Origin of the sequence: Micromonospora chaiyaphumensis (assembly GCF_900091435.1) — a bacterium.
In the GTDB taxonomy this organism is placed as follows: Bacteria; Actinomycetota; Actinomycetes; order Mycobacteriales; family Micromonosporaceae; genus Micromonospora; species Micromonospora chaiyaphumensis.
On the sequence record NZ_FMCS01000005.1, the window covers coordinates 1 to 24,758 of the forward strand.

21 protein-coding genes are annotated in these 24,758 nt (G+C 73.6%); 6 read left to right on the top strand and 15 right to left on the bottom strand.

Features of this window, described 5'->3' with window-relative positions:
• From GA0070214_RS14725 to GA0070214_RS14735, 3 genes are all read right to left on the bottom strand, one after another.
• Positions 1-928: glutamine synthetase beta-grasp domain-containing protein (locus GA0070214_RS14725; RefSeq protein WP_091263157.1), on the bottom strand; the 928-nt coding region annotated here is incomplete at its 3' end.
• A 96-nt stretch (positions 929-1,024) separates the two neighbouring features.
• Complete coding sequence (gene helR / locus GA0070214_RS14730; RefSeq protein WP_208602775.1) at positions 1,025-3,166, bottom strand: RNA polymerase recycling motor ATPase HelR; 2,142 nt, start codon at positions 3,164-3,166, stop codon at positions 1,025-1,027.
• A gap of 280 nt (positions 3,167-3,446) precedes the next feature.
• Complete coding sequence (locus GA0070214_RS14735; RefSeq protein WP_091263161.1) at positions 3,447-4,985, bottom strand: chitinase; 1,539 nt, start codon at positions 4,983-4,985, stop codon at positions 3,447-3,449.
• 144 nt (positions 4,986-5,129) lie between these two features.
• On the opposite strand from GA0070214_RS14735, the gene GA0070214_RS14740 reads away from it, so the two are divergent.
• Positions 5,130-5,432 carry a GNAT family N-acetyltransferase gene (locus GA0070214_RS14740; protein ID WP_091263163.1) on the top strand — a complete coding sequence of 101 codons (303 nt, stop codon included), beginning with the start codon at positions 5,130-5,132 and terminating at the stop codon, positions 5,430-5,432.
• Positions 5,433-5,437: 5 nt separating this feature from the next.
• Here GA0070214_RS14740 and GA0070214_RS14745 read toward each other — a convergent pair whose 3' ends face one another.
• The 3 genes from GA0070214_RS14745 to GA0070214_RS14755 form a co-directional block, all read right to left on the bottom strand.
• Positions 5,438-5,620, bottom strand: coding sequence for a hypothetical protein (locus GA0070214_RS14745; protein ID WP_091263165.1), 183 nt, complete (start codon positions 5,618-5,620; stop codon positions 5,438-5,440).
• A gap of 179 nt (positions 5,621-5,799) precedes the next feature.
• Complete coding sequence (locus tag GA0070214_RS32110; RefSeq protein WP_244167709.1) at positions 5,800-6,432, bottom strand: TMEM175 family protein; 633 nt, start codon at positions 6,430-6,432, stop codon at positions 5,800-5,802.
• A gap of 169 nt (positions 6,433-6,601) precedes the next feature.
• Positions 6,602-7,561, bottom strand: coding sequence for a zinc metalloprotease (locus tag GA0070214_RS14755; protein WP_091263167.1), 960 nt, complete (start codon positions 7,559-7,561; stop codon positions 6,602-6,604).
• 208 nt (positions 7,562-7,769) lie between these two features.
• Here GA0070214_RS14755 and GA0070214_RS14760 point away from each other — a divergent pair, with 208 nt between their 5' ends.
• Entirely contained in the window at positions 7,770-8,705 is a 936-nt protein-coding gene (locus tag GA0070214_RS14760) for an SCO6745 family protein (protein WP_244167710.1), read from the top strand.
• Between the two features lie 12 nt (positions 8,706-8,717).
• On the opposite strand, the gene GA0070214_RS14765 is transcribed toward GA0070214_RS14760, so the two are convergent.
• From GA0070214_RS14765 to GA0070214_RS14805, 9 genes are all read right to left on the bottom strand, one after another.
• Complete coding sequence (locus tag GA0070214_RS14765) at positions 8,718-11,465, bottom strand: glycoside hydrolase family 38 N-terminal domain-containing protein (protein ID WP_091263169.1); 2,748 nt, start codon at positions 11,463-11,465, stop codon at positions 8,718-8,720.
• Positions 11,465-12,610, bottom strand: a complete 1,146-nt coding sequence (locus tag GA0070214_RS14770; RefSeq protein ID WP_091263170.1) for a Gfo/Idh/MocA family protein — start codon at positions 12,608-12,610, stop codon at positions 11,465-11,467. Before GA0070214_RS14770 ends, GA0070214_RS14765 begins: the two co-directional genes overlap by 1 nt.
• Positions 12,607-13,515 (bottom strand): sugar phosphate isomerase/epimerase family protein, encoded by a 909-nt coding sequence (locus GA0070214_RS14775; protein WP_208602777.1) that lies wholly within the window; start codon positions 13,513-13,515, stop codon positions 12,607-12,609. Before GA0070214_RS14775 ends, GA0070214_RS14770 begins: the two co-directional genes overlap by 4 nt.
• Positions 13,506-14,714: a CehA/McbA family metallohydrolase gene (locus GA0070214_RS14780; protein ID WP_208602778.1), complete on the bottom strand. Its 1,209-nt coding sequence runs from the start codon at positions 14,712-14,714 to the stop codon at positions 13,506-13,508. The genes GA0070214_RS14775 and GA0070214_RS14780 overlap by 10 nt, the downstream gene beginning before the upstream one ends.
• Before the next feature lie 2 nt (positions 14,715-14,716).
• Positions 14,717-15,889, bottom strand: coding sequence for an ABC transporter ATP-binding protein (locus GA0070214_RS14785; RefSeq protein ID WP_091263176.1), 1,173 nt, complete (start codon positions 15,887-15,889; stop codon positions 14,717-14,719).
• On the bottom strand, positions 15,889-16,752 hold the full coding sequence (locus tag GA0070214_RS14790; RefSeq protein WP_208602779.1) for a carbohydrate ABC transporter permease: 864 nt from the start codon (positions 16,750-16,752) through the stop codon (positions 15,889-15,891). The genes GA0070214_RS14785 and GA0070214_RS14790 overlap by 1 nt, the downstream gene beginning before the upstream one ends.
• Positions 16,749-17,666 carry a carbohydrate ABC transporter permease gene (locus GA0070214_RS14795; protein ID WP_208602780.1) on the bottom strand — a complete coding sequence of 306 codons (918 nt, stop codon included), beginning with the start codon at positions 17,664-17,666 and terminating at the stop codon, positions 16,749-16,751. The genes GA0070214_RS14790 and GA0070214_RS14795 overlap by 4 nt, the downstream gene beginning before the upstream one ends.
• A gap of 4 nt (positions 17,667-17,670) precedes the next feature.
• Complete coding sequence (locus GA0070214_RS14800; protein ID WP_091263178.1) at positions 17,671-19,068, bottom strand: extracellular solute-binding protein; 1,398 nt, start codon at positions 19,066-19,068, stop codon at positions 17,671-17,673.
• Positions 19,069-19,221: 153 nt separating this feature from the next.
• Positions 19,222-19,959, bottom strand: coding sequence for a GntR family transcriptional regulator (locus GA0070214_RS14805; protein WP_244167711.1), 738 nt, complete (start codon positions 19,957-19,959; stop codon positions 19,222-19,224).
• Between the two features lie 189 nt (positions 19,960-20,148).
• On the opposite strand from GA0070214_RS14805, the gene iolC reads away from it, so the two are divergent.
• The 4 genes from iolC to iolD are packed head-to-tail and all read left to right on the top strand — an operon-like array spanning position 20,149 to position 24,741.
• A complete protein-coding gene (gene iolC, locus GA0070214_RS14810; RefSeq protein WP_091263182.1) occupies positions 20,149-21,120 on the top strand; it encodes a 5-dehydro-2-deoxygluconokinase in 972 nt (323 codons plus the stop codon).
• The gene (locus GA0070214_RS14815; RefSeq protein ID WP_091263184.1) at positions 21,117-22,004 is read left to right on the top strand and encodes a Cgl0159 family (beta/alpha)8-fold protein; all 888 of its coding nucleotides are present in this window, start codon (positions 21,117-21,119) and stop codon (positions 22,002-22,004) included. Before iolC ends, GA0070214_RS14815 begins: the two co-directional genes overlap by 4 nt.
• A complete protein-coding gene (iolB, locus tag GA0070214_RS14820) occupies positions 22,001-22,897 on the top strand; it encodes a 5-deoxy-glucuronate isomerase (RefSeq protein WP_091263186.1) in 897 nt (298 codons plus the stop codon). Before GA0070214_RS14815 ends, iolB begins: the two co-directional genes overlap by 4 nt.
• Entirely contained in the window at positions 22,897-24,741 is a 1,845-nt protein-coding gene (gene iolD, locus GA0070214_RS14825) for a 3D-(3,5/4)-trihydroxycyclohexane-1,2-dione acylhydrolase (decyclizing) (protein ID WP_091263910.1), read from the top strand. Before iolB ends, iolD begins: the two co-directional genes overlap by 1 nt.
• Positions 24,742-24,758: the final 17 nt, after the last annotated feature.

The following is a 24,758-nucleotide window of genomic DNA, read 5'->3' on the forward strand; positions in this document are numbered from 1 at the left end:
GGGCGTGGTGCAGCAGACCACCGATGTACCAGCGGGCCGTGTCGGACAGGCCGGCGTAGCCGGTCTCGTCGTAGAACAGGGGTTCGCCGCCCAGCCAGAGGCTCTGGTGGGTGTGCATGCCCGAGCCGTTGTCCCCGAACAGCGGCTTCGGCATGAACGTGGCCGTCTTGCCGTTGGCCCACGCCTCGTTCTTCACGATGTACTTGAACAGCTGCAGCTGGTCACCGGCGTGCAGCAGGGTGGAGAACTTGTAGTTGATCTCCGACTGGCCGGCGGTGCCGACCTCGTGGTGTGAGCGCTCCACGGTGAAGCCGGTGTCGACCAGGCGACGCACGATGCTGTCGCGCAGGTCGGCGTAGTGGTCCACCGGCGGCACGGGGAAGTAGCCGCCCTTGTAGGCGGTCTTGTAACCCCGGTTCCCACCGGCCTCCTCACGGCCGGAATTCCAGGCGCCCTCGATGGAGTCGATGTAGTAGAACGACTGGTGCGCCGAGGTTTCGTGGCGGATCGAGTCGAAGATGTAGAACTCGGCCTCGGCGCCGAAGTAGGCGGTGTCGGCGATGCCGCTCGCCGCCAGGAACGCCTCGGCCTTCTTGGCCACGTTGCGCGGGTCCCGGGAGTAGGCCTCGCGGGTGAACGGGTCGTGGATGAAGAAGTTGAGCGCGAGGGTCTTCTGCGCCCGGAACGGGTCGATGAAGGCGGTCGCCACGTCCGGCAGCAGCAGCATGTCCGACTCGTGGATCGCCTGAAAGCCGCGGATCGACGAACCGTCGAACGCGAGGCCGTCGGTGAACAGGCTGTCGTCGACGGACTCGACCGGCAGGTTGAAGTGCTGCATCACGCCGGGCAGGTCACAGAAACGAACGTCGACGAACCTCACGTCCTCGTTCTTGAGGTAACGCTGCAGTTCCTCGGGATTGGCGAACACGCATCCCCCTGAATACATCGGCGCGGCGGCTGAGCGCCCGGGAGTACCCGCTTTGCGCCGACCTACACGCGCGGCGGCCACTCCCGGGCTCAGCGGTCAGGAACTGGTGAGGACGACGAGTTGCTGGGTGGCCCGGGTCATGGCGACGTAGCGGTCGACGGCTCCCTCGATGCCGTCGCCGAGCTCCTCGGGATCGACGAGGACGACGAGGTCGAACTCGAGCCCCTTGGACAACTCGGGGGTCAACGACCGGACGCGGGACGTCGCCGGGAACGTGGGGTCGCCGATGACGCAGGCGACACCATCGGCGTGCGCGGCGAGCCAGCCGTCGAGGACCGAGCCCAGGTCGGACACCGATCCGTGTACGACGGGAACGCCGCCGCGGATGGAGGTCGGCACGTTGGCGTCGGGGAGCACGGCCCGGATGACCGGTTCGGCCTCGGCCATGACCTCCTTCGGCGTCCGGTAGTTGATGGTCAGGGTGGCCAGGTCGATCCGGTCGAGCCCGACCCGTTCGAGGCGTTCCCGCCAGGACTCGGTGAACCCGTGCCGGGCCTGGGCGCGGTCCCCGACGATGGTGAAGCTTCGGGAGGGGCACCGGAGCAGCAGCATCTGCCACTCCGCGTCGGTCAGTTCCTGGGCCTCGTCCACGACGATGTGCGCGAACGGGCCGGCGAGCAGGTCCGGGGTGGCGCTGGGCAGCGCGGCCTCGTCGACGAGGGCATCCTGGAGATCCAGTTGACGCAGGCTGGACAGCACCCCCTCCCCGTCGTCGTAGGCGTGGGCCTCGATCAGCTCGTCGACGACCGTGGCCATGCGCGCGCGTTCGGCGGCCACGGCGGCCTCGTGCCGGCGCTGGCGCCCGGCCGACTCCGGGTCGCCGAGCCGCTGCCGCGCCGCGTCCAGGAGCGGCAGGTCGGACACCGTCCACGCCTGGGCGTCGGCCCGTTGCAACGCCCGGATCTCGTCGGGGCTCAACCAGGGCGCGCACTTGCGCAGGTAGGCCGGGACCGACCACAGGTCTCCCACGAGATCGGTCGCGCTCAGCACCGGCCACGCGCGGTTGAAGGCGCTGTGCAGCTCCCGGTTGCGCAGCAGCGACCGGCGGAGCCGGTCCGTCGGCTCGTCGCCGTCGTACCGGTCCGTGAGGATCGTGAGCAACTCCTCCCAGATTTGGTCGCGCGCCTCGTTGTGCGGGGTGCCCGGATCCGGTGCGTCGAACGCCGCGGCCCAGTCGTCGGCGCTCAGCCGGATGTCGGAGTCCTCGGTGGCGACCGTCATCCCCCTGGCCGGCGGCTCCTCGTAGAACCGGACGGCCGCCTCGATGGCCGTCACGAGGTCCGCGGACGACTTCAGGCGCGCCACGTCCGGGTCGGTCTCGACGGTCGCCGCGGCGCCCTCGGGGACGAGGTCGCGCAGGGTGCAGATCTGCACGTCCTCCTCGCCGAGGCTGGGCAGGACGTCGCCCACGTAGGCGAGGTAGGGCTGGTGCGGACCCACGAACAGCACGCCGCCCCGGCGCTGGTTGAGGCGAGGGTCGGCGTAGAGGAGGTACGCGGTGCGGTGCAGGGCGACGACCGTCTTCCCCGTGCCCGGACCGCCGTCCACGACCAGAGCCCCGCGGGAACCCGCCCGGATGATGGCGTCCTGGTCGGCCTGGATGGTGCCGAGCACGTCCCGCATCCGGCTCGACCGGCTGCCGCCCAGGCTGGCGATGAACGCGGACTGGTCGTCGAGTGCCGCGTGCCCCTCCCACCCGTCGGAGGTGAACACCTCGTCCCAGTAGTCGGTGATCCGGCCCTGGGTCCAGCGGTACCGGCGGCGGCTCGCCAGGCCCATGGGGTTCGCGTGGGTCGCACCGAAGAACGGCTCGGCCGCGGGGGAGCGCCAGTCGAGCAACAGCCGGCGGCCCTCGCTGTCCGTGAGGCCACGTCGTCCGATGTACACGGGGTCGCCGCCGTCCGCGCCCACCATGCGTCCCAGGCACAGGTCCACGCCGTAGCGGCGCAGGGTGCGCAGCCGGGTGGCCAGCCGGCGGACCTCCATGTCCCGGTCCGACGCCTGCCGGCCCTTGCCGCCGGGCGCCCGGCGGGCGGTGTCGAGGCGGTCGGACAGGTCGGCGGCCACCCGTTCGAGGTTTTCCGCCATGGCCGCGAAGTGCTCCTCGTCGCGGCCGATCAGCGCCGGATCGGCCTTGGCGGCGAGACGGTCGGGAAGGTTGAACACGCTGCTGGTCACGGGATTCAACGCACCATTTCCGATCTGGGGCCGCGGCGGTGTCGCCGGATCACCGGCGCCATTCCGCCACCCCGTTTTCGCAGGTTGCTGGCTCAGGCCGGTGATTCTGCGGCACGACCGGGGTCTTGCCGCAAGCCCCCAGGTGCGATATATGTTGAAGGTGGAAGGGAGCAGGCGCTCCCTTCTTTTTGATTTTCGGCGGGTCTTTTTCGCATTTTCGGCGGACGAATGCCGGCCGGTCGCCCCGGCCGGCCGTGCGGCCGGGGCGACCGGCGTGCGGTCAGGGCAGGGCCTTCAGGAACGGGCCGTGCTGGAGGCGGAACTCCCAGCCGTAGTACCGGTCCCAGTTGATCGACCACGTCATGAGGCCACGGAAGCCCGGGTTGGTGCCGCTGCGCGGCGTGTAACCGCCGCAGTTCTGGCCCTTGACCAGGCAGGTGACCGCCTGTTGCACGCCCGCCGGGGCGACGTAGCCGTTGCCGGCGCTGGTCGACGACGGCGCGCCGAAGGCGACCTGGTCCTCCCGCAGCGCCGGGAACACGGCGTTGGCGTTCCCGGCGACCGGGAAGCCGGCGAGCAGCATGTCGGTCATCGCGATGTGGAAGTCCGCGCCGCCCATGGTGTGGTACTGGTTGTCCAGCCCCACGATCGGGCCGGAGTTGTAGTCCTGCACGTGCAGCACGGTGAGGATGTCGCGCAGGGCATGGATCACCGGCAGGTACGACCCGGCGCGGGGGTCCTGCCCGCCCCACGGGCCGGACCCGTAGAACTGGTAGCCGAGCTGCACGAAGAACGTCTCCGGGGCCATCGTGAGGACGAAGCCGGCGCCGTAGCGCTGCTTGAGGGTCCGGATCGCCGCGATCAGGTTGACGACCACGGGGGTCGTGGGGTTGCGGAAGTCGGTGTCGCCCGTGTTCAGGTAGAGGGAGTGGCCCTCGAAGTCGATGTCCAGCCCGTCGAGGCCGTACCGGTCGATGATCGCGGACACCGAGCGGACGAAGGTGTCCCGGGCGGCGGTCGTGGTGAGCTGCACCTGCCCGTTCTGGCCGCCGATGGACAGCAGCACCTTCTTGCCCTGCTGCTGCTTGGCCCGGATGGCGGCGGTGAACTCCGCCTCGCTCTCGACGTTCGGGCACTCGGCGACCGGGCAGAGCTGGAAGCGGATGTCGCCGGAGGTGACCGAGGTGGGCTCGCCGAAGGCGAGGTTGACCACGTCCCAGTCGGCGGGCACGTCGGCCATCCGGACGTAGCCGGAGCCGTTGGCGAAGCTGGCGTGCAGGTAGCCGATCAACGCGTGCTTCGGCAGCCCACCGGTGGGCGGCGGGGTCGTGGGCGGTGGCGTGGTGGGCGGGGGCGTGGTGGGCGGCGGGGTGGTCGGGGGCGGTGCCGTGGTCGTCGGCGGGGTGGTCGGGGTGCCGCCGCCGCACGGGGCGCCGTTCAGCGTGCAGTCGGTGGGCGAGCCCGAGCCGGTGGCCAGGAAGCCGAACGACACCGAGGCGCCGGGGGCGATCGTGCCGTTCCAGGACCGGTTCGTGAACGTGTGCCGCTGGCCGGCGCTGCTGACCGTGGCATCCCAGTAGGAGCCGAGGGTGGTGCCGGCCGGCAGGGTGAAGGCGACCTGCCAGCCGGTCATGGTGCTGGCGCCGCCGTTGGTGATGGTGTATTTGCCCTCCCAACCGCTGCCCCAGTCGGAGGTCTTGACGAACGTGGCGGTGGGGCCGGCGGCCAGCGCCGGGCCGGCGAAGGCCACGGTGACCGCGGCGGCGGTGGCGAGCGCCGCGAGAGCGGCCAGGACGGGGGTACGGGCGGTGCGGTGCATCCGGTCCTCCCGGTACGGGGTGGGCCGTCGGACGTATCGACGGATGCACAATTATTAGGTTTGTTAACTGTAGCTGTCCAGGACCGGCTGTCGCCGCGGTCACGATCGGCGGTGGATCCCGTCGGGGCGTGGTTGGATGGCGGGATGGGTTTCACGGTGACGGACGTGCCCGAGCGGGAACGGTTCGAGGCGCGGGACGAGACGGGCACGACGGCCGGCCTGGTCACCTACCAGTTGACCGGCAACATCATCGCCTACACCCACACCGAGGTCGCCCCGGAGTTCGAGGGGCAGGGCGTGGGCTCGCTCCTGGCCCGCGCGGTGATGGACGACGCGCGGGCGAACGGGCGGACCGTCGTGCCGATCTGCCCCTTCCTGAGTAGCTGGCTGGAGAAGCATCCCGAGTACGACGGCATCGTCGCCCGCTCGACCCGCAAGGTCAGATAGCGGCCTCAGTCCGCCGAGCGGGTCAGCACCGCCGGCGTCGCGCCGTCCCGGTGGCCCGGGAGCGCCGCGTCGAACGGGGAGATGCGGGTGTCCGTGCCTCCCCGGGCCGGCAGGCCCGCCGCGCTGTCCTTCCCGGCCTGCCGGCGCCCGGCGCGCACCACCGCTGCCGCCGCCACCAGTGCCGTCACTGAGATCACCGCTGCCTGCAGCAGCGATCGCCGCCTGCTCCGTCGACGCCTCATGTCGTTGCCTCCCGGCTCTCGCGTCCCGTCTCGTTGTCATGATGAGCGCGCGACACCGGCAGTTCGGGACATTTCGGAACTTCGCCGCCGTCCGGGTGAGACCGTCGTCCGGACCATCCGGCCCGTCACGCCGGGCCGGGCCGGCCCCGGCGGGGTCGTGCCCGGTCGGTCTCGCCCCGGATGGGCAGCCAGTAGAACGGGATGAACGCGGCGATCACCGCGACGCCCAGAGCGGGGACCAGGACACCCAGCAGCGTCCCTGCGGCGATCCAGGTGAGGGCGAGCCGGAAGCGCCGGCCGATGGCTCCGGCACCCGCGGCGTCGAGGGTGCTCACGAGCAGCCGGGGGTGCCGGCGCGCGTACGCCCAGATGATGTTGAACAGGACGGCCGCAAGTTCGAACGTGAGGCCGTGGAGGGCGACGGCGACGCGCTCGCCCTGCCCGTCGCGGAACGCCTGGGACAGCACCGAGGCGGCGAAGGGCAGGAACGCGATGTCCATGAGCAGCACCGTGTTGAGGAACAGCACCGTGCGGTCGGCGACACGGATCTGGTCGAACATGACGTGGTGGTTGGCCCACACCTGGCCGATCAACATGAACGTGACGACATAGGCCAGGTAGGACGGCCAGAGCGTGACGAGGCCGTGCAACAGGTGTGCGCTGTCCTCCGGCGGCCGGATCTCCAGGACGAGCAGCGTGACGGCGATGGCGATCACCGCGTCGCTGAACGCGACGACCCGCGAGGGATCCCGCTCCACGCCGAACGGGGATGACCTTTCGGGCCTGCGGGCAGGTTCTGTCACCGCCCCAGCATCGGGCACCGGCCGCGGCGGGCCGCGGACGCCGGGCGGCATTTCGCGGCGTCGTACACGGAAGGGGTCGACGGGCCGCCGATCAGCGGCCCGTCGACCCCTTCAGCCGTGCTGCCTACTTGCCGCCGCCGGACCGGAACGCCACCCAGGCGTCGCTCATCCGGTCCGCCTGGCCGGCGGTGAACATGTCCATGCAGGAGTCCTGCGTGTAGTCCATGAAGTTGTGGATCGGGTCGAGCCCGGGTGCGGTGCAGGTGTCCGCGCCGACCGGGCAGTTGAACTGCGGCGCCGCCTCACGCGGGGTGTCCGCGACGAAGTCGCCGGAGGCGGAGCACCCGTGCGCGAAGGTGTGCTCCAGCATCAGCCAGTGCCCGACCTCGTGCGTGAGCGTGTCGCCGAGGGCGTACTTGCCCGCCGTGCCGCCCGGCATCGACTCGTCGAGCATCACGACGCCGTCGATGTAGTCCCGGCCGTTGTTGTAGCCCTTGGGGAAGTACGCCCAGCCGAGGAGGCCGCCGCCGATGTTGGCCGCGTACACGTTGAGGGTGCGGGCGTCGCCCGTGTACAGCGCCTTCTTCATGTCGCGCTCGTTCTTGCCGGGCACGACCGTGTACCAGTCGCTGTTCACGGTCCACGTCGTGTCGACGAGCGTGAACCGGAACGGCGTGTCGGAGGCGTCGGCCGCCGTCTGGCCCGCGAACGAGTCGTTGAGCACCTTCATCTGGGCCGCGATGAGGGTGTTCCACCTGGTCGTCTCGGCCGCGCTGAGGGCGTGGTCGGAGACCATGTGGAAGACGGTGGGGATGGTGACGCTGCCGTTGGGCAGGCGCGGCGAGTCCTTGATCACGCCGTAGGCGTTCGCCTCGTTCTTGGAGTACAGCTCGGGCTCCTGGGCGGTGGCACCCTCGGCCACGCGCGCCGCGCCGTGGCCCTCACCCGGCGCACACGCCGCCACGCCGGGGGAGGCGGTCGCGAGTGCCGCCGTGCCCGCCGCCGCGGACGCGCCGCCGGACGCCAGGAACGTCGCCGCGGTGGCGGTCAGGACCGCCAGCTGGAAGGTGGATCTTCTGTGCATCCTTGCACCTTTCGCCGGGATGGAGCCACCGACCGGAGTGGACAGGGGTCGCCCGCCGGCCGGTCCGTGACATCGTCGTCCCGTATGAGAACACGCCGTTGACCTGAGGAGAAGAACCCATCAGGCAGCGTTCGCCCCCGGCGGGTGACAGGCCGCCGCTGGCATGGGAACCTACCCGTCGGTAACGTCCTCGGCGGAAGGCAGTGACATGGCGGACCTGACAGCGCTGGCCGATCCGGGCGCCCAGCAGCCGGCGGCGCTCGACCCGGCCCTCGTGCGCCGCGCGTGGCGGGTGACCGAGCCCCTGCACGCGATGATCTACTTCGTGCCCGAGGCGCACGAGCGGTACGCCGCCCTCGGCCTCCCCGCGCCGGCCGGCTACTTCGCATCCCGCGCGGCCGCCCTCGGACCGGTCGGCCCCGCGCCGGTGGTGGCCACCTTCTTCAACTTCAGCCCGGACCTCGTGGGCCGGGTGCTGCCGGCCGCCTGGGAGCGGGCGACGCCGGCCGCCGTGCTGGCCGCCCGGCGGGACGCCGCCGACGCGGCCCTGACCCGCGCGCTCGGCGACGCGGTGCGGGCCCCGGAGGTGGCCGCGGCCGCCGAGCTGGCCCGGCGCGCCGCCGAGGCCGCCACCGCCCACCCGGAGGGGCGGCCCCTGTTCGCCGCCCACGCCGCGCTGCCCTGGCCGGACCAGCCGCACCTGGTCCTCTGGCAGGCCCAGACGCTCCTCCGGGAGTTCCGCGGCGACGGGCACGTGGCCGCCCTGGTGCTCGCCGGCCTGACCGGGTTGGAGGCGCTGGTGCTGCACGCCGCCTCCGGCGAGGCGTCGGTCCGCTTCCTGCGCCGCACCCGGGGGTGGACCGGCGAGCAGTGGGCGGACGCGGTCGAGCGGCTGCGCGGGCGCGGGCTGGTCGAGGGCGACGAGCCGACCCTGACCGACCGTGGACGGGCGCAGCGCGCGTCGCTCGAAGCGGCCACCGACCGGCTCGCCACGCCCGCGTACGCGGTGCTCGGCGCCGACGGCTGCACCCGGCTCGCCGAGCTGACCCGGCCGCTGAGCCGGGCCGTTGTCGACGCCGGTCTGCTCGACGTCGACAACGCCGTGCCGCAGCGAGCCGACCGGTCAGCGCCCCGGGCGAGGTGAGCCGGGCGGCGGTCAGGCCAGGTCGAGCTGGACCGTGGCGATCTCCCAGGCCCGCAGCGGCAGCCGGACCAGCCCGTCACCGTCGACCGTGATCGGCTCGCCCGTCCGGCCGAGCAGGTCGGCCCGCCACGCCCCGCGGATCGTCGCGCCGCCGAGCACGGCGGTGGTGTCGACCGGGGTCTGCGCCACCACGCGTACCTCGGTGCGGCCGGTTCGGTCCCGCACGCTGGTCAGCGCGACCCCGGGACCGTCGACGGAGAGCCCGACCGCCGGCGCGGGCAGCGCCGTGGCCGGGTCGGCGGTGCCGGGGAACGCCAGCAGCTCGTGCCGGTACGCCTCGGCCGCCGGCAGGACACCGGCCTCGTGCCAGGCGCCCCGGTACGGCAGCACCGCCAGCTCGACGGTGCGGAGGCCGCGGCACTGGGCCTCGGGCGTGGGCACCTGCGGACCGGCGGGCTCGTCGCGCAGCGCGTGCCGGTTGCGCGACAGCATCCCGATCGACCGCAGCACGGTGACCGCCAGCTCGCGGCCCGCGTCGGTCAGCTCGTACTCGGTGGGCTGGGTCAGCAGCACGGCGAGCGCGCCGTCCGGCCCGCCGGCGGCCACGAAACCGTTCGCCGGGAAGGTGGGCAGCGGCACCTCACCGCCACCGCCCTCGGCCGTCAGGCCGCGCGCCACGACGGCGAACTGCCCCTCGGCGTACGAGGTGTCGGCCGGCGACGGCAGCGGCAGGTGCAGCCGGACGCGGTGGTCGTCGCAGCGGTTGTCGAACTCGACGCGCAGCCGGACGAAGGCCTCGCCGCGGCGCAGCTCGACCCGGGTGGTCACGGTGCTCGGCTCCCGGTCCACGGCGCGGGAGCCGGCGTCGACGTCCGCGGCCACCGGCCAGCGGTACTCGCGTACCACGTCGAGGACGGCCACCAGCGGCCCGTCGTGGCGCACCACGGTCCGCACCGCCCGCGGCTTGTCGACCAGTTCGTCGGCGGCCGGCGGGGCGTAGTTGTAGCTGTCGCCCACGTCGCCGCCGTCGACGATCCGGCCGACCCCGTCCACGGTCACCCCGTCCGGGGTGGCCAGGGTCAGGGTGCCGTCCTCGGCGACGTCGACCCGGAGCAGGCCGTTGTCGAGGCTGCGGCCGGCCACCGTGACCGGGTCCGACGCGGGCGTGCCGGTCGCCGGGAGCGGCGCGGGCCGGACCGCGGCGTGCCCCAGCGGCGGCACGTCGACCAGGGCGGCGACGGTGGCCCGGGCGGCCGCGAGGATGCGCACCCGCCACCGGTCGGCCCGGCCGGCGGCGGCGAGCGTCAGCCGCACGTCCTCGACGTCGAAGGCCGGATCGCCGTGCCGGGCCACGTGGAAGGTGAGAGTGGCGTCCTCGGGCGACACCGACCAGGCGGTGACCTCCTGGCCGTAGAGCTCCCGGCCGTGCACGCGGGTGAGCACGGCCGGCAGGTCGGCCGCCGGCACCACGTCGTCGGCGAGCAGCGTGCGGCCCCGGTCGAGGACCTGTGCGGCGACGCTGCGGCCGGCGGCGTCGGTGAGCGCCACACCGCCGTCGTCCGGCAGCGCCACGTCGAGGCGCACCAGGGCGGTACGCGCCGCCGGGGAGGGGTTGAACAGCAGGTAGCCGTCCGGGGGCACGGCGGCCGACAGCCGCGCGCCGACCAGGTCGCAGACCGCGCGGCCGAGCTGGTCGGCCTCGGCGAGCCGGGCGGCGACCTGCTCGGCGGTCTCGTCGCAGCCGCAGCCGGTCACCGAGTCGTGGCAACTCGCGTCGATCAGCCGGGTCCAGGCCATGTCGAGGAAGCGCTGCACGGTCCCGTCGTGGGTGAGCGCGGCGAGCGGTTCGGCGTACCGTTCGACGCGCCGCTCGGCGCGGTTCATGGCCTGCTTGAGGTGGGCGCGGACGGAGATCACGCCGGGCAGGATGTTGGCCCGGGCGTGCGAGCGCAGCTCGCCGCGCACGACGGGCAGGCCGTCGACCGTGGCCGGTTGGGTGGCGAAGTACTCGGCGAGGGTGCCCAGCCGCAGGCGGGTGCCGGGGACGTCGGCGGTGGCCAGCAGGTCGGGGGCGTCCGGCGCCGGTGCGGCGTGGTCGGTGCCGTACATGGCCAGGACCGGGGTGTCGTCGCCGGCCGGCCGCCAGCCGGCGAGCCGGTCGGCGAGGTCGCCGGCCCGGCGGGTGACCTGGGCGGCGTCGTCCATGAGGCCGGCGGCGTTGCCGTAGCCGCCGGGCAGGTACTGCGTGCGGATCGTGGTGCCGTCCGGCGCCTGCCAGGCGAAGGCGTGCCGGTGCACCCGCTCGGGCACGCCGCGGAACACGCACGCGTGGGCCAGCCCGGCGCCGGCCAGGATCTGCGGCATCTGGGCGATGTGGCCGAACATGTCGGGGAGGTAGCCGACCGGCATGGCGCCGCCCAGGTCGGCGCTGCGGGCCAGCCCGCGTTCCAGGTTGCGGACGATGTTCTCGCCGGAGCAGAGGAACTCGTCGAGCAGGATCTGCCAGGGACCCACCGACAGCCGGCCGGCCCGGACCAGATCGATCACCTGCTCCCGCCGTTCCGGGCGGACCTCCAGGTAGTCGTCGACCGCGGCGAGCTGCCCGTCGAGGGTGAACCGCTGCCGCGGGTCGCGCTCCATCCGGTCGAACACGTCGTCCAGCAGCGCCACCAGCCGCAGCCGGAACCGCTGGAACGGCTCGTACCACTCCCGGTCCCAGTGGGTGTGCGGCACCACGATGATCTCGGTCGGTCGCGTCATCAGCTCGCCGCCTCTCCGCCGATCGCCGCCCCGGTCAGCTCACCGTAGCGGCGTACCACCTGCTGGCTGGTCCGTACGTCGGCCGCGCCCTCGGCGATGCCGGTGAGCGGCGCGGCGCCCGCCGTGACCATCGCGTGGAACGCGACAAGTTCCTGCTCGAACGCCTCGGTCACCGACCGGTACGCGGTCCGCCGCTCGCCGCCGCCGTGCTCGTCCACCACGGTGAGCGTGGTCGGCGCGTTGAGCAGGTACGGCGAGGGGAACACCAGCTCCAGCGAGCCGCGCGCGTGGTGCAGGGTGACCGTCTCCCGGTAGGCGGGGTAGTCGGGCAGGTTGAGCCACCGGATGCCGTAGCGGGCACCGTCCGGCAGCCGCCCGCTGATCTCCACCGACGGCTCGGCCGGGCCGTCCGGCGTGAGCGGCCAGGTGGCGACCTGCTCCACGGTGGCCGGTGCGCCGGTGAACAGCCGAAGCAGGGACAGGTCGTGGGAGATGCTGTTGATCAGGATCTGGTAGAGGGCGCGGGCGCCCGGGTCGGTGCCGACGGCCGCGTCGAGCAGCGCCCGGTCGGCGGCGGAGAACCGGGCCACCTCCTCGGCCGGCACGTCGCCGGCGGCCGGTGGCAGGTTGGCGAAGCGCAGCTGCCGGTCGCCACCGGCGTGCAGCACGGTCACCTCCACGGCGTGCACCAGCTCCGGTCCGCCGAGTTCCGCCAGCAGCCGCGCGGCCTCGGCCACCGCCGGGTCGTACTGCTTCATGTACCCGACCATCAGCGCCGGGCTGCCGGCGCCCAGCTCGGCCAGCCGGGCCGTCTCGGCGCGCGTGTAGGCCAGCGGCTTCTCGCACAGCACGGGCAGGCCGGCGCGCAGCGCCAGCGCCGCCAGGTCGCCGTGCGAGCCGGACGTGGCCAGCAGCACGGCGTCGCAGCCGCCGTCGGTCACCATCCGGGCCGCGTCGGTGTAGCGGCGGGCGGGCTCGACGCCGTACCGCTCGCCCAGCTCGGTCATCCGGGACGGCGACAGGTCGGCCAGCGCGACGATCTCGAACAGGTCGCTCCGGCGCTGCAGCAGCGGCAGGTGCACGGTGCGGGCGATGATGCCCAGCCCGGCAACCGCGATCCGGATCCGCTTGCCCGGCTCGGTCATCGCAGCGCCTCCTCGAGCCACCGCCGGTTCTCGTGCTGGTCGGCGCGGATCCGGTCGAGGTCCCCGCCCTCGGGGGCGTCCTGCTCGACGACCAGCCAGCCGGTGTAGCCGATGTCGTCGAGGGCGGCGAACACCCCGGCGAAGTCGACGTCGCCGCGGCCCAGGGCGCAGAAGCCGCCGGCGGCGACCACGTCCATGAGGCCCCCGCCGGCCTCCCGGGCCCGCGCGTGGGCGGCGAGGTCGGCGTCCTTCAGGTGCACCTGGCCGATCCGGCCGGCCCAGCGGCGTACGGCGGCCACCGGGTCGCCGCCGGCCAGCGCCAGGTGGCCGGTGTCCAGGCAGACGGCGATGTCGGTGAGGTCGAGCAGCCGGTCGGCCTCCGCCTCCGTCTCCACGTCGGTGCCGAGGTGGTAGTGGAACACCGGTTCCAGGCCGCGCTCCCGGCACCGGTCGGCGGCCTGCTGCACCCGGGCGGCGAAGTCCGGCCAGGCAGCGGCGGGCAGCGCCGACGCCAGGTCGGTCGGTGTGCCCGGGCGGGCCATCCGGCCCGGGTTGCCGGGGCAGGCCAGGGTCGGCCGGGGCGCGAACCGGGCGTCGTCGACCGGCGCGGCCGTGAACACGTCGAGCGCGGCGTCGAGCTGGGCCAGGTCCTCGGCGAAGCCGTCCGCGTCGGCGAACCGCAGGTCGACCCAGCCGCCGGCCAGGCCGATGCCGGCCGTGGCCAGCCGGCGTGCGAGGGTCTCGCCGGTGCCGAGGTAGCCGATCGGGCCGGAGTCCACCCCGGTGTAGCCGTCGCGGGCCAGCGCCGCGAGCAGCTCGTCGGGGCCGACGGGTGCGCCGGTGGGCTGGTAGATGCCGTAGTTGACGGGGGCGCCGGCCACCCGTGTGCGTGCGGTCAGCTGCACAGTGCGATCACCTCCATGCGGTGGGACTCCAGGACGTGCAGCCCGTCGCCGGCCGGCAGCAGGCACCGGTCGCCGCGGACCAGCCGGTGCCGGCCGTCCGGGTAGGCCAGCAGCGCGCCGTCGGCGTCGAGCGCCAGCAGCTCGTCACCGAGGCGCAGCAGCAGCGGCCCGCCGGGGTCGGCGGAGATCGCGGTACGGCCGCCGCGCAGGGCGCCCAGCACGGCGTCGCCGGGTGCCTCGTCGCGGTCGGCGAGCACCCAGGTGGTGGGGGAGCCGGGCGGCGCGTCGTTACCGGGGCGGTGGAAGTCGCTGCCGCCGATCGCCACGACGTCCGGCCGCCAGGCCCGCGCCCAGGCGAGCGGGGCGCCCCAGGTGCGGTCCCACCAGCCGGAGTGCCACACCTCGACCAGCGTGGTGCGCTCGGTCAGCGGCTGCCGCCAGGCGCAGTCGCCGCCGAGGGGGTGGTTGACCGACATGAGCCCGCCGTCGCGCCGGGCTCCGGCGAGCCACTCGTCCGGCGGGCGGCGGAAGTCGACCCAGCTCACCGGACCGAACACGTTGGCGTGCCCCCGATCGGTGGTCACCTCCTGACCGGGCAGCAGGGTGATGTCGTAGCGGTCGGAGGCGGCCGGCAGCCACGGGTGGTGGCTCACCGTGTTGTGGTCGGTGACGGCGAGGAAGTCCAGGCCGCGGCCGGCGGCGAGCGCGGCCAGCTCGTCGATGGTCTGGCTGCCGTCGCTGTGCACGGTGTGCGCGTGCAGGTCGCCGGCGAGCCAGTGCCGGCCGTCGACGGCGGGCAGGTCGCGCCGGGGCGGGCGGTCGGGGCGGGGCGGCGCCGCCGGTGCCGCCGGCGCGGGCGGCGGCGTGGTGCTGGTGGTGGCGGTGACCTCGTAGGCCAGCCCGTCGGGCGGGATGCGGTGCAACCGCAGCAGCACCTGCCACTCGCCGGGTTCCAGCTCGCCGGGCAGGTAGCCGGGAGTGGCCCAGTCGGCGGCGACGGTGTAGCCGTCGCGGGCGCCGCCCGACCAGCCCCGGAAGCCGTCCGGCCCGACGCAGCCCAGGTCGAGCACCCCGGCCTCGCGGGGATAGTCCAGCCGGACGGTGAGCGCGGCGGTGCCCGGCGCGACCGTGACCGGCAGGGCGCGCAGCACGTCGTCGGCCCGGTCCTGCAGGGTCCACCTGCCACGGTGCACGACCACGCTCAGCTCCGCACGGTGGCGTCGGCGCGTGGGGCCGGCACGCCGGCCGCGGCGGTGACGAGGTTCCCGTCCCGGTAGAGCAGGGACCGGCCGGGACGGGGCACCGCCCAGCCGGTGTCGCCCGGTTCGGGTTCACCTCCCTCGGGCACGACGACCTGCACGCTCGTGCGGCCCGCGCCGCTGTCGTCGCCCGCCCCGGCCTCGTCGCTCGCCCCGGCGTGGTCGCCGGGCACGTCCAGCGAGACCAGGGAGACGCTGCCCAGGTTCTCCACGACGACGACCTCGCCGGTCAGGGCGCCGGGGACCGCGGTGGGGGAGTAGTCGAGGTATTCGGGGCGGATGCCGTAGACCAGTCGCTCGCCGTCGCTGACCTGGCCGGGTGCGCCGTCGGGCAGCGGCAGCCGGGCACCGGCCACGGCCAGTTCGTCGCCGTGCACCCGCGCGTCGATCAGGTTCATGGGGGTGGAGCCGATGAAGCCGGCCACGAAGGTGTTGGCGGGCCGGCGGAACACCTCGGTGGGGGTGCCGACCTGGCGGATCCGGCCGCCCTCCATCACGGCGATCCGGTCGGCCAGGGCGAGCGCCTCGGCCTGGTCGTGGGTGACGAAGACGGTGGTGACGCCCAGCTCCCGCTGGAGACGCTTGAGGAAGGTCCGGGCCTCCAGCCGCAGCCGGGCGTCGAGGTTGGACAGCGGCTCGTCGAGCAGGAACACCTGCGGGTGGCAGGCCATCGCCCGGGCCAGTGCGACGCGCTGCTGCTGGCCGCCGGAGAGCTGCCCGGGGCGGCGCTCCAGCAGCCCGGACAGGCCGAGCTCGTCGGCGGTGTCGGCGGCCTTGCTGCCCCGGCTGCGCCGGTCGACCTTCTTGATCCGCAGCGGATAGGCGATGTTGTCCCGCACGGTCATGTGCGGGAACAGCGCGTAGTCCTGGAAGACCATGGCCACGTCGCGCTTGCCCGGCGGCAGGTTGGTGACGTCGCGCCCGCCGATGCGCACGCTGCCGGCGGAGGCGACCTCCAGACCGGCGATGGTGCGCAGCAGGGTGGTCTTGCCGCAGCCGGACGGGCCGAGCAGGGCGAAGAACTCGCCGTCGGCGATCTCCAGGTCGAGGGCGTCCAGGGCGCGTACCCCGCCGGGGTAGACCTTGGTCAGCTCCCGCATCGTGATGGCGGACATCAGCGCTTGATCCCTCCGTGGAAGCGGAATCCGTACCGGCTGCTGACGAAGACGAACATGAGCGCCACCGGCAGCGAGTAGAGCAGGGAGAAGGTCGAGAGCAGCCGCAGGTCGGCCTGCCCGCCCTCGGTGTAGAGCGTGTACATGATCACCGCGGCGGGGGCCTTGTCCGGCCCGCGCAGCAGCAGGAACGGCACCAGGAAGTTGCCCCAGACGTTGGCCACGGCCCACACCCCGACGGTGGCCAGGCCGGGGCGGACCAGCGGCACCACGATGTGCCGCATGATCTGCAACGGGCTGGCGCCGAAGACCCGGGCCGACTCCTCGTAGGACGTCGGGGTGGAGTCCATGAAGTCCTTGAGGATGAAGATGGCCGCCGGCAGCAGCCCGCCGCTGAGGATCAGGATGACGCCGAGCCGGGAGTCGATCAGGTTGAGCCGGAAGGCCAGCTCGAACAGCGGCACCATGGTGGCGGTGCCCGTGACGATCGACGACAGCAGCAGCAGCCCGTAGAGCAGCGCGTCGCGGCCGGGCACCCGGACCCGGCTCAGCGCGTACGCGGCGAGCGCCGCGAAGGTCACCACCAGCGCCGCGGTGCCGGCCGCCAGGTAGACGGAGTTGAGCAGCGAGCCCAGCGCGTACGGGTTGTCCAGCAGCGCCCGGAAGTTGTCCAGGGTGAACCGCGGCAGCGAGGCGGTGACCGTCGGGGTGTCGTCGAACGGGGCGGTGGCCAGCCACAGCAGCGGCAGCGCGAAGAACGCCAGCACGGCGCAGAGGAACGTGTAGCGGCCGATCCGGGCGAGCACGTGGCGTACCGCGACGGTGGGCCGGGTCGGCTCGACGGTCGCCGTGTCGGTGGTCACGCCGACTCCTTCCGCCGGCCCAGCATGCGCAGGTAGACCAGCGCGATGACCAGGTTGATCAGCAGCATGACGAACGAGATGGCGGCGCCGAAGCCGAGCTCGCCGCCGGAGAGCGCCACCTTGTAGACGTAGACCGGCAGGATCTCCGAGCGCTGCTCGGGCCCGCCCGCGGTGATGAGGAACGGCGCGAAGTCGTTGAACGTCCAGAGGCTGATGAGCAGCAGGTTGGTCAGCACGTGCCCGCGGATGCGGGGGAAGACCACGTCGCGCAGCTGCTGCCAGGTCGAGGCACCGGCCAGCCGGGCGGTCTCCAGGTGTGAGCGGGGGACGTTCTCCAGCGCGGCGGCGTAGAGCATCATCGAGAACGCCGTGCCGCGCCAGGTGTTGAAGACGATGATCGACAGCATCGGGTGGTCCAGCAGCCACGCCGTCCCGGGGATGCCGAGCAGCGCGTTGAGCGTGCCGGCGTCCCGGTCGAGCAGGGCGATCCACAGGAAGGCCACCACCGAGCTGGGCAGGATCCAGGAGAGCAGCACGAACCCCTCGACCACCCGGCGCAGCGGGCCGCGGCGGTCGCGCAGCGCGAAGGCGATGGCGAAGCCGAGCCCGGCCTGGCCGATGACCGCCGAGCCGAGGACGAACTGCAGGGTCAGCAGCAGGGAGGTGCGGAACCGTTCGTCGCCGAGTGCCCGGGTGTAGTTGTCCAGGCCGACCACCTCGGGGTGGGCGGCGGCCAGGCCGGTGAGCCGGTAGTTGGTCACGCCCAGGTAGATGGTCCAGGCGGCCGGCACCACGAGGAAGACCAGGATGAGCACCATGGCCGGGACGAGGAACCCGGTGGCCCGGGCCCGGCCGAGCCCGGCGGCGTCGGGGGCCGGGGAGGCGCCCGTGACCGGGCGCGCTCCCTCGACCACCTCGTCAGGAGGTGACGTTACCTGGACCACCGACGAACCCTTCGACCTTCTTCTGGTACTCGGCGGCCGCCTCGTCGGGGCTCTTGCCCGCCGTGGCGGCGGCGGTGGCCTCCTGGAGCGCCACCGACACCTGCGGGTACACCGCCAGCGGCGGCCGGTACGCGGTCAGCGGCAGCACCTTCTCGGTGATGAAGCTGAGCATCGGGTCGCCCGCGAGGACCTCCTTGTTGACGTCCTGCCGCGCGGTGATCCGCGCCTCGCCGGCGAGTTCGGCCTTGACCGCCTCCGCCGAGTGCATGAACGACAGCAGTTCCCAGGCCTGAGCGGGGAACTTGGAGTTGGGGTTGATCGTCCGCACCCCGCCGCCGGACATGCTGACGAAGTCCTGGCCGCGGATGCCGGCGCCGGGCTGCTTGGCCGGGATCATCGCGTACCCGACGGTGGTGTCCCGGTCGGCCATCTTGGCGATGCCGTCCTTCGGGTTGATGACGCTGCGCCAGAAATAGTCGCCCTCGGCGAGGATGCCGATCTTGCCGGCGGCGAACTCGGCGAACGACTTGTCGCGACCCTTGGCCTCCTGCTGGAGCTTCGGGTCGCCCAGGCCGCCACCGTAGACCTTGCCGTAGAAGTCGAGCATGTCCTTCACCGGCTGGGTGGCGCCGGACCACTTCCCGTCCTTGTAGACCTCGCCGCCGGCGCCGACCAGCAACGGCAGGGCACCCTGCATCGAGGTCGCCTCGCCCATCGCGGTGCCGGCGTTGATCTGGATCGGGGTCACCCCGGGCAGCGCCTTGAGCTTGGCGCCCGCGTCGAGGATCTCCTGCCAGCTCTTCGGCTGCCAGTCGGCGGGCAGGCCGGCCCGGGCGAAGAGCTTCTTGTTGTAGTAGAGGACCCGGCCGTCGGTGCCGAGCGGGATGGCGTAGCGCTTGTCCTCGAAGGAGCCGAGCCCCTGGACGCTGTCCGGGATCTGGGACCAGCCCTCCCAGGAGTCGACCTGGTCACCGGCGACCTCGGACAGCGGCTTGAGGTAGCCGGCCTGGGCGAACTCGCCGACCCAGATGCCGTCGACGGCGATGACGTCGGCGCCGCCCTTGGAGCGCAGGTCGAGGGCCAGCTTGGTCTTGTACACCTCGTCGTCGACGCCGCTGGACGTGAACGTCACCTTGGCGGTGACGCCCTTGGCCTTCTGCGCCTCGATGAACTTGGGGATGACCCATTTCTCGATCCACTCCGCGCCCGCGGAGTTCTTACCGCCGACGATCGAGTTGGCGGAGATGGTGAGGGTGATGTTCTTGGCGTCCTTGCCGGCGGGCTCGTCGGAGCCGCCGCAGGCGGTGGCGGCGAGGGCGACGGCGGTGAACGCGGCGAGCACGCCGGCGGCGCGTCTCGGCTTGGCTGACATGGGCTGTTTCCCTTCGCAAGGAGGAACTTCGAAGAGACTCGCGGGTCGCCCCGTCGGCCGCAGGTCCGCCGCCGGCGGTGCTTGCGGCCACAATGTCATGACAGCCTGACGACGTAAATACCTGTCACTGAAATGAGCGCGAAACATCCACCGTCACCGCTCGGCGACGGTCACCTCGAGGGAGTAGCGGCTGGCGCGGTAGATGTGCGCGCCGTGCTCGACATAGCGGCCCTGGTCGTCGTAGGCGGTGCGGGTCATGGTGAGCAGCGGCGCGCCGCGCCGCTCGCCGAGCATCTGCGCCTCGGCGGCGGTGGCGGCCCGGGCGCCGATCCGCTGGTTGGCGCCCCGGATCCGCCGTCCGCCGGCCCGCAGGATCGCGTAGAGGCCGTCGGCCTGCAACGCCGCCATGGTGATCCGCGGCAGGTCGACCGGCAGCCAGTTCTCCATCAGAGCCAGGGGTTCCCCGTCGGAGAACCGCAGCCGGCGCAGGTGCTGCACCTCGCCGCCGGGTGGCACGCCGAGCGCCGCGGCGACCGCCGGCGGGCAGGCCACGGTGGCCAGTTCCAGCACCGAGGTGGACGGCCGCTGACCGGCCCGGACCAGGTCGTCGTGCAGGCTGGTCAGCTCGACGGCCCGGCGCACCTCGCCCCGCACCACCTGGGTGCCCACGCCCCGGCGGCGGATGATCAGTCCCTTGTCGACGAGGTGCTGGATCGCCTGCCGCACGGTGGGCCGGGACAGCCCCAGCCGGTCGGCCAGTTGCAGCTCGCTGTCCAGGCGGTCACCCGGGGCCAGCTCACCCCGCTGGATCGCCGCGGCGAACTGCTCCGCGACCTGGAAGTAGAGCGGGACCGGGCTGCTGCGGTCGACCGCGATCTCGGGACCGGTCACGGAAACCTCCTCGCTGCGGCTGAGCGGGATCGGGCGTGCTGATGCGCGCCACTGTACCGAAGCGATCACGGAGCGCAGAGCACGGATGTCATGACAACACATTGACACAACTCGCAGAGCACTGTTACCAATCAGGGACGGAGTCGAGCTGGCGGACACGCCGACGCCGGCCGGGACGGAGGGCGCCGCATGCTCGATGTGCTCACCATCGGCCGGGTCGGGGTGGACATCTATCCGTTGCAGGTCGCCACGCCGCTGGCCGAGGTCGAGACGTTCGGCCGGTTCCTCGGCGGCAGCCCCACCAACGTGGCGGTCGCGGCCAGCCGCCAGGGCCTGCGCGCCGGGCTGATCACCCGCACCGGCGCCGACGCCTTCGCCGGCTACGTGCACCGGGCGCTGCGTGAGTTCGGTGTGGACGACAGCCAGGTCCAGCCCGTCGACGGGCTGCCCACCCCGATCACCTTCTGCGAGATCTTCCCGCCGGACCACTTCCCGCTGTGGTTCTACCGCACCCCCACCGCGCCGGACCTCCAGATCCGCCCCGAGGAGCTGGACCTCGACGCGATCACGTCGGCACGCGTCTTCTGGCTGACCGGCACCGGCCTGTGCCAGCAGCCCAGCCGCGACGCGCACACCGCCGCGCTCGCCGCCCGGGCCGGCCGCCCGCACACGGTGCTGGACCTGGACTACCGGCCGATGTTCTGGCCGGACCCGGCGGCCGCGACCGCGGCCGTGGCCGAGGCGCTGCCCCGGGTCACCGTCGCCGTCGGCAACCTCGACGAGGTGGAGATCGCGGTCGGCACCCGCGACCCCGACCGGGCCGCCGACCTGCTGCTCGAACGCGGCCCCCGGCTCGCCGTGGTCAAGCTCGGCCCCGCGGGCGTGCTGGCCCGCACGGCGGAGCAGAGCGTGCGGGTGCCGCCGGTGCCGGTGGACGTGGTCAACGGCCTGGGCGCCGGCGACGCCTTCGGCGGCGCGCTCTGCCTGGGGCTGCTGCGCGGCTGGCCGCTGGAGCGGACCATCCGCTTCGCCAACGCCGCCGGCGCGATCGTCGCCTCCCGGCTGGCCTGCTCCGCCGCCATGCCCGACTACGCCGAGACCGCGGCGCTGGCCGGGGACGCCGCGTCGCCGACCGCCGTCCTGACAGGAGAAGACCGGTGAGCACCGAGTACGACGCGCTGACCCGCACCCGCGCGCACCGGCCGCAGGCGATCGCCGAAGCCGCCGCCCGCCGTACCCGCCGGCCCTGGCCCGAACCCGGCCGGCCGCTGTTCGTCATCGCCGCCGACCACCCGGCCCGCGGCGCCCTCGGGGTGCGGGACCGGCCGATGGCCATGGCCGGGCGCGCCGACCTGCTCGACCGGCTGCGCGTGGCGCTGTCCCGGCCCGGCGTCGACGGCGTGCTCGGCACCCCCGACATCCTGGAGGACCTGCTGCTGCTCGGCGCGCTGGAGAACCGCCTGGCCATCGGCTCGATGAACCGTGGCGGCCTCTCCGGCGCCGCCTTCGAACTCGACGACCGGTTCACCGCCTACGACGCCGACAGCATCGCCGCGATGCGCTACGACGGCGGCAAGATGCTCTGCCGGATCGACCCGGACGACCCGGCCACCGCCGCCACCCTCCAGGCCTGCGCCCAGGCGGTCACCGCGCTCGCCGCGCACCGCACCGTGGCCCTCGTCGAACCGCTGTGGGTGGCCCGCGACGGGGGCCGGGTGAGCGCCGACCTGCGCCCGGAGTCGGTCATCAAGGGTGTGAGCGTCGGGCAGGCGCTCGGCGCAACCAGCGCGTACACCTGGTTGAAGCTGCCCGCCGTCGACGAGATGGAGCGGGTGATGGCCGCGACCACGCTGCCGGTCCTGCTCCTCGGCGGCGACCCGGTGGAGGCGCCCGACGTGGTGTACGCCCGGTGGGCGCGGGCACTGCGGCTGCCCGGCGTGCGCGGCCTGGTGGTCGGCCGGGCGCTGCTCTACCCGCCCGACGACGACGTGGCCGCCGCCGTGGACCTGGCCGGCTCGCTGCTGCCCACCGGGCAGGACGCGTGAGGACCCCCGACGCCCACCTGCCCTGGGGCGGCACCGCCCGTGGGCCGTGGGCGCTGGAGGTCACCCCCGAGCGGGCCGGCTGGACCTACGCCGGGCTGCGGGTGCTCACCCTGCCGACCGGTGGCGAGGTCAGCTTCGCCACCGGCGACGAGGAGATGCTGGTGCTGCCGCTGTCCGGCGCCGCCACCGTGCGGTGCGACGGGTTGCGGCTCGCCCTGACCGGGCGGGCGTCGGTGTTCGCCGCCGTCACCGACTTCGCCTACCTCCCCCGCGACGCCGAGGTGACGATCAGCGGCACCGGCCGCTTCGCGCTGCCGTCGGCGCGGGCCACCCGCCGCCTGTCGCCCCGCTACGGCGCGGCCCGGGACGTGCCGGTGGAACTGCGCGGCGCCGGGGCGGCCAGCCGGCAGGTCAACAACTTCTGCGCGCCGGACGCCTTCGACTGCGACCGGCTGGTCGCCGTGGAGGTGCTCACGCCCGGGGGGAACTGGTCGTCGTACCCGCCCCACAAGCACGAGCAGGACCGGGCGTACGACGACGGGCGGGTCGAGGCCGCGCTGGAGGAGGTCTACTACTTCGAGGTGGCCGGCGGCGATCCCGGCGACGGTCCGGTGGGCTACCAGCGGGTCTACGGCACCGCCGACCGGCCGATCGACGTGCTCGCCGAGGTGCGCACCGGCGATGTTGTGCTCGTCCCGTACGGCTACCACGGGCCGTCGATGGCCGCGCCCGGCTACGACCTCTACTACCTGAACGTGCTGGCCGGACCCGGGGCCGCCCGGACCATGGCCTGTGTGGACGATCCCCGGCACGGCTGGATCCGGGGCAGCTGGGCCGACCAGGCGGTGGACCCGCGACTGCCGCTGACCCGGCCCGGAACGAAAGAGGCGTGATGCCCAGGTTGACGGTGGCGCAGGCGGTGGTGGCCTTCCTGGCCCGGCAGTTCTCCGAACGCGACGGGCGGCGGCAACGACTCATCCCGGCCTGCTTCGGCATCTTCGGCCACGGCAACGTCGCCGGGCTCGGCGAGGCCCTGGCGACCGCGGGCGCGGACCTGCCCTACCACCTGTGCCGCACCGAGCAGGGCATGGTGCACACCGCGGCGGCGTACGCCCGGATGACCGACCGGCTCAGCACCCTGGCCTGCACCACCTCGATCGGCCCCGGCGCCACGAACCTGGTCACCGGGGCCGCCGGCGCCACCATCAACCGGCTGCCCGTGCTGCTGCTGCCCGGCGATCTCTTCGCCACCCGGGTGGCCAACCCGGTGCTCCAGGAACTGGAGGACCCCCGCTCGCACGACGTCAGCGTCACCGACGCGCTGCGGCCGGTCTCCCGCTACTGGGACCGGATCAACCGGCCGGAACAGCTGCCGGCGGCGCTGCTGGCGGCCATGCGGGTGCTGACCGACCCGGCGGAGACCGGCGCGGTCACCCTCGCGCTGCCGCAGGACGTGCAGGCCGAGGCGTACGACTGGCCCGACGAGCTGTTCGCCGAACGGGTCTGGCACGTGCCGCGCCCCCGCGCCGACGAGGCGGCGCTGATCCGGGCCGCCGACATCGTGCGGGCGGCCCGCCGCCCCCTGCTGGTGGCCGGCGGCGGGGTGATCTACAGCGGCGCCACCGGGGCGCTGCGCCGGTTCGCCGAGGAACACGGCGTGCCGGTGGCCGAGTCCCAGGCCGGCACCGGCGCGCTGCCGCACGGCCACCCGCTCGCCCTCGGCGCGATCGGCGTCACCGGCACCACGGCGGCCAACGAGATCGCGGCCGGCGCGGACGTGGTCATCGGGGTGGGCACCCGCTACAGCGACTTCACCACCGCCTCCGGCACCCTCTTCGGCGACGGGGCGCGCTTCGTCAACCTCAACGTCACCCGCTTCGACGCGGCGAAGCTGTCCGGCACGCAGGTCGTCGGCGACGCGCGGGAGAGCCTCACGGCCCTCGACGGGGCCTGCGCCGGCTGGGGCACCGAGCCCGCGTACCGGGAGTCGGTGGCCCGGCTGCGCGAGCGCTGGACGGCCGTGGCGGACTCCGCCCGGCACGCCGACCCGGACGCGCCGCCCACCCAGACCGCGGTCATCGGCGCCGTCAACGACGCCGCCGGCCCCCGCGGCGTGGTCGTGTGCGCCGCCGGGTCGATGCCCGGTGACCTGCACCGGCTGTGGCGCAGCCGCGACCCCAAGAGCTACCACGTCGAGTACGGCTACTCCTGCATGGGCTACGAGATCGCCGGCGGGATCGGGGTGAAGCTGGCCGCGCCCGAGCGCGAGGTGTTCGTGCTGGTCGGTGACGGGTCCTACCTCATGCTGCCGAGCGAGCTGGCGACCGCGGTCGCCGAGGGTGTCAAGCTCGTCGTGGTGCTGGTCGACAACGCGGGCTTCGCCTCGATCGGCCGGCTGTCGGAGAGCGTCGGCGCGCACCGGCTCGGCACCGCCTACGTCGACCGCACCGGGGAGCCGCTGCCGATCGACCTCGGCGCCAACGCGGCCAGCCTCGGCGCCGACCTCATCCGGGTGTCCACCATGGAGGAGCTGCGGGCGGCACTGGCCACGGCGACGGCGGCCACCCGGACCACCGTGGTGCACGTGCGGACCGACCGGTTCGAGGCGGGTCCGGACGCCGGCGCCTGGTGGGACGTGCCGGTCGCCGAGGTCTCCACCACGGATCAGGGGCGGGCCGCCCGGGCCGCGTACGAGGCGGGGCGCAAGACCCGCCGCACCCACCTGCGTCCCGGCTGACGGGTTTCCTGTCACGA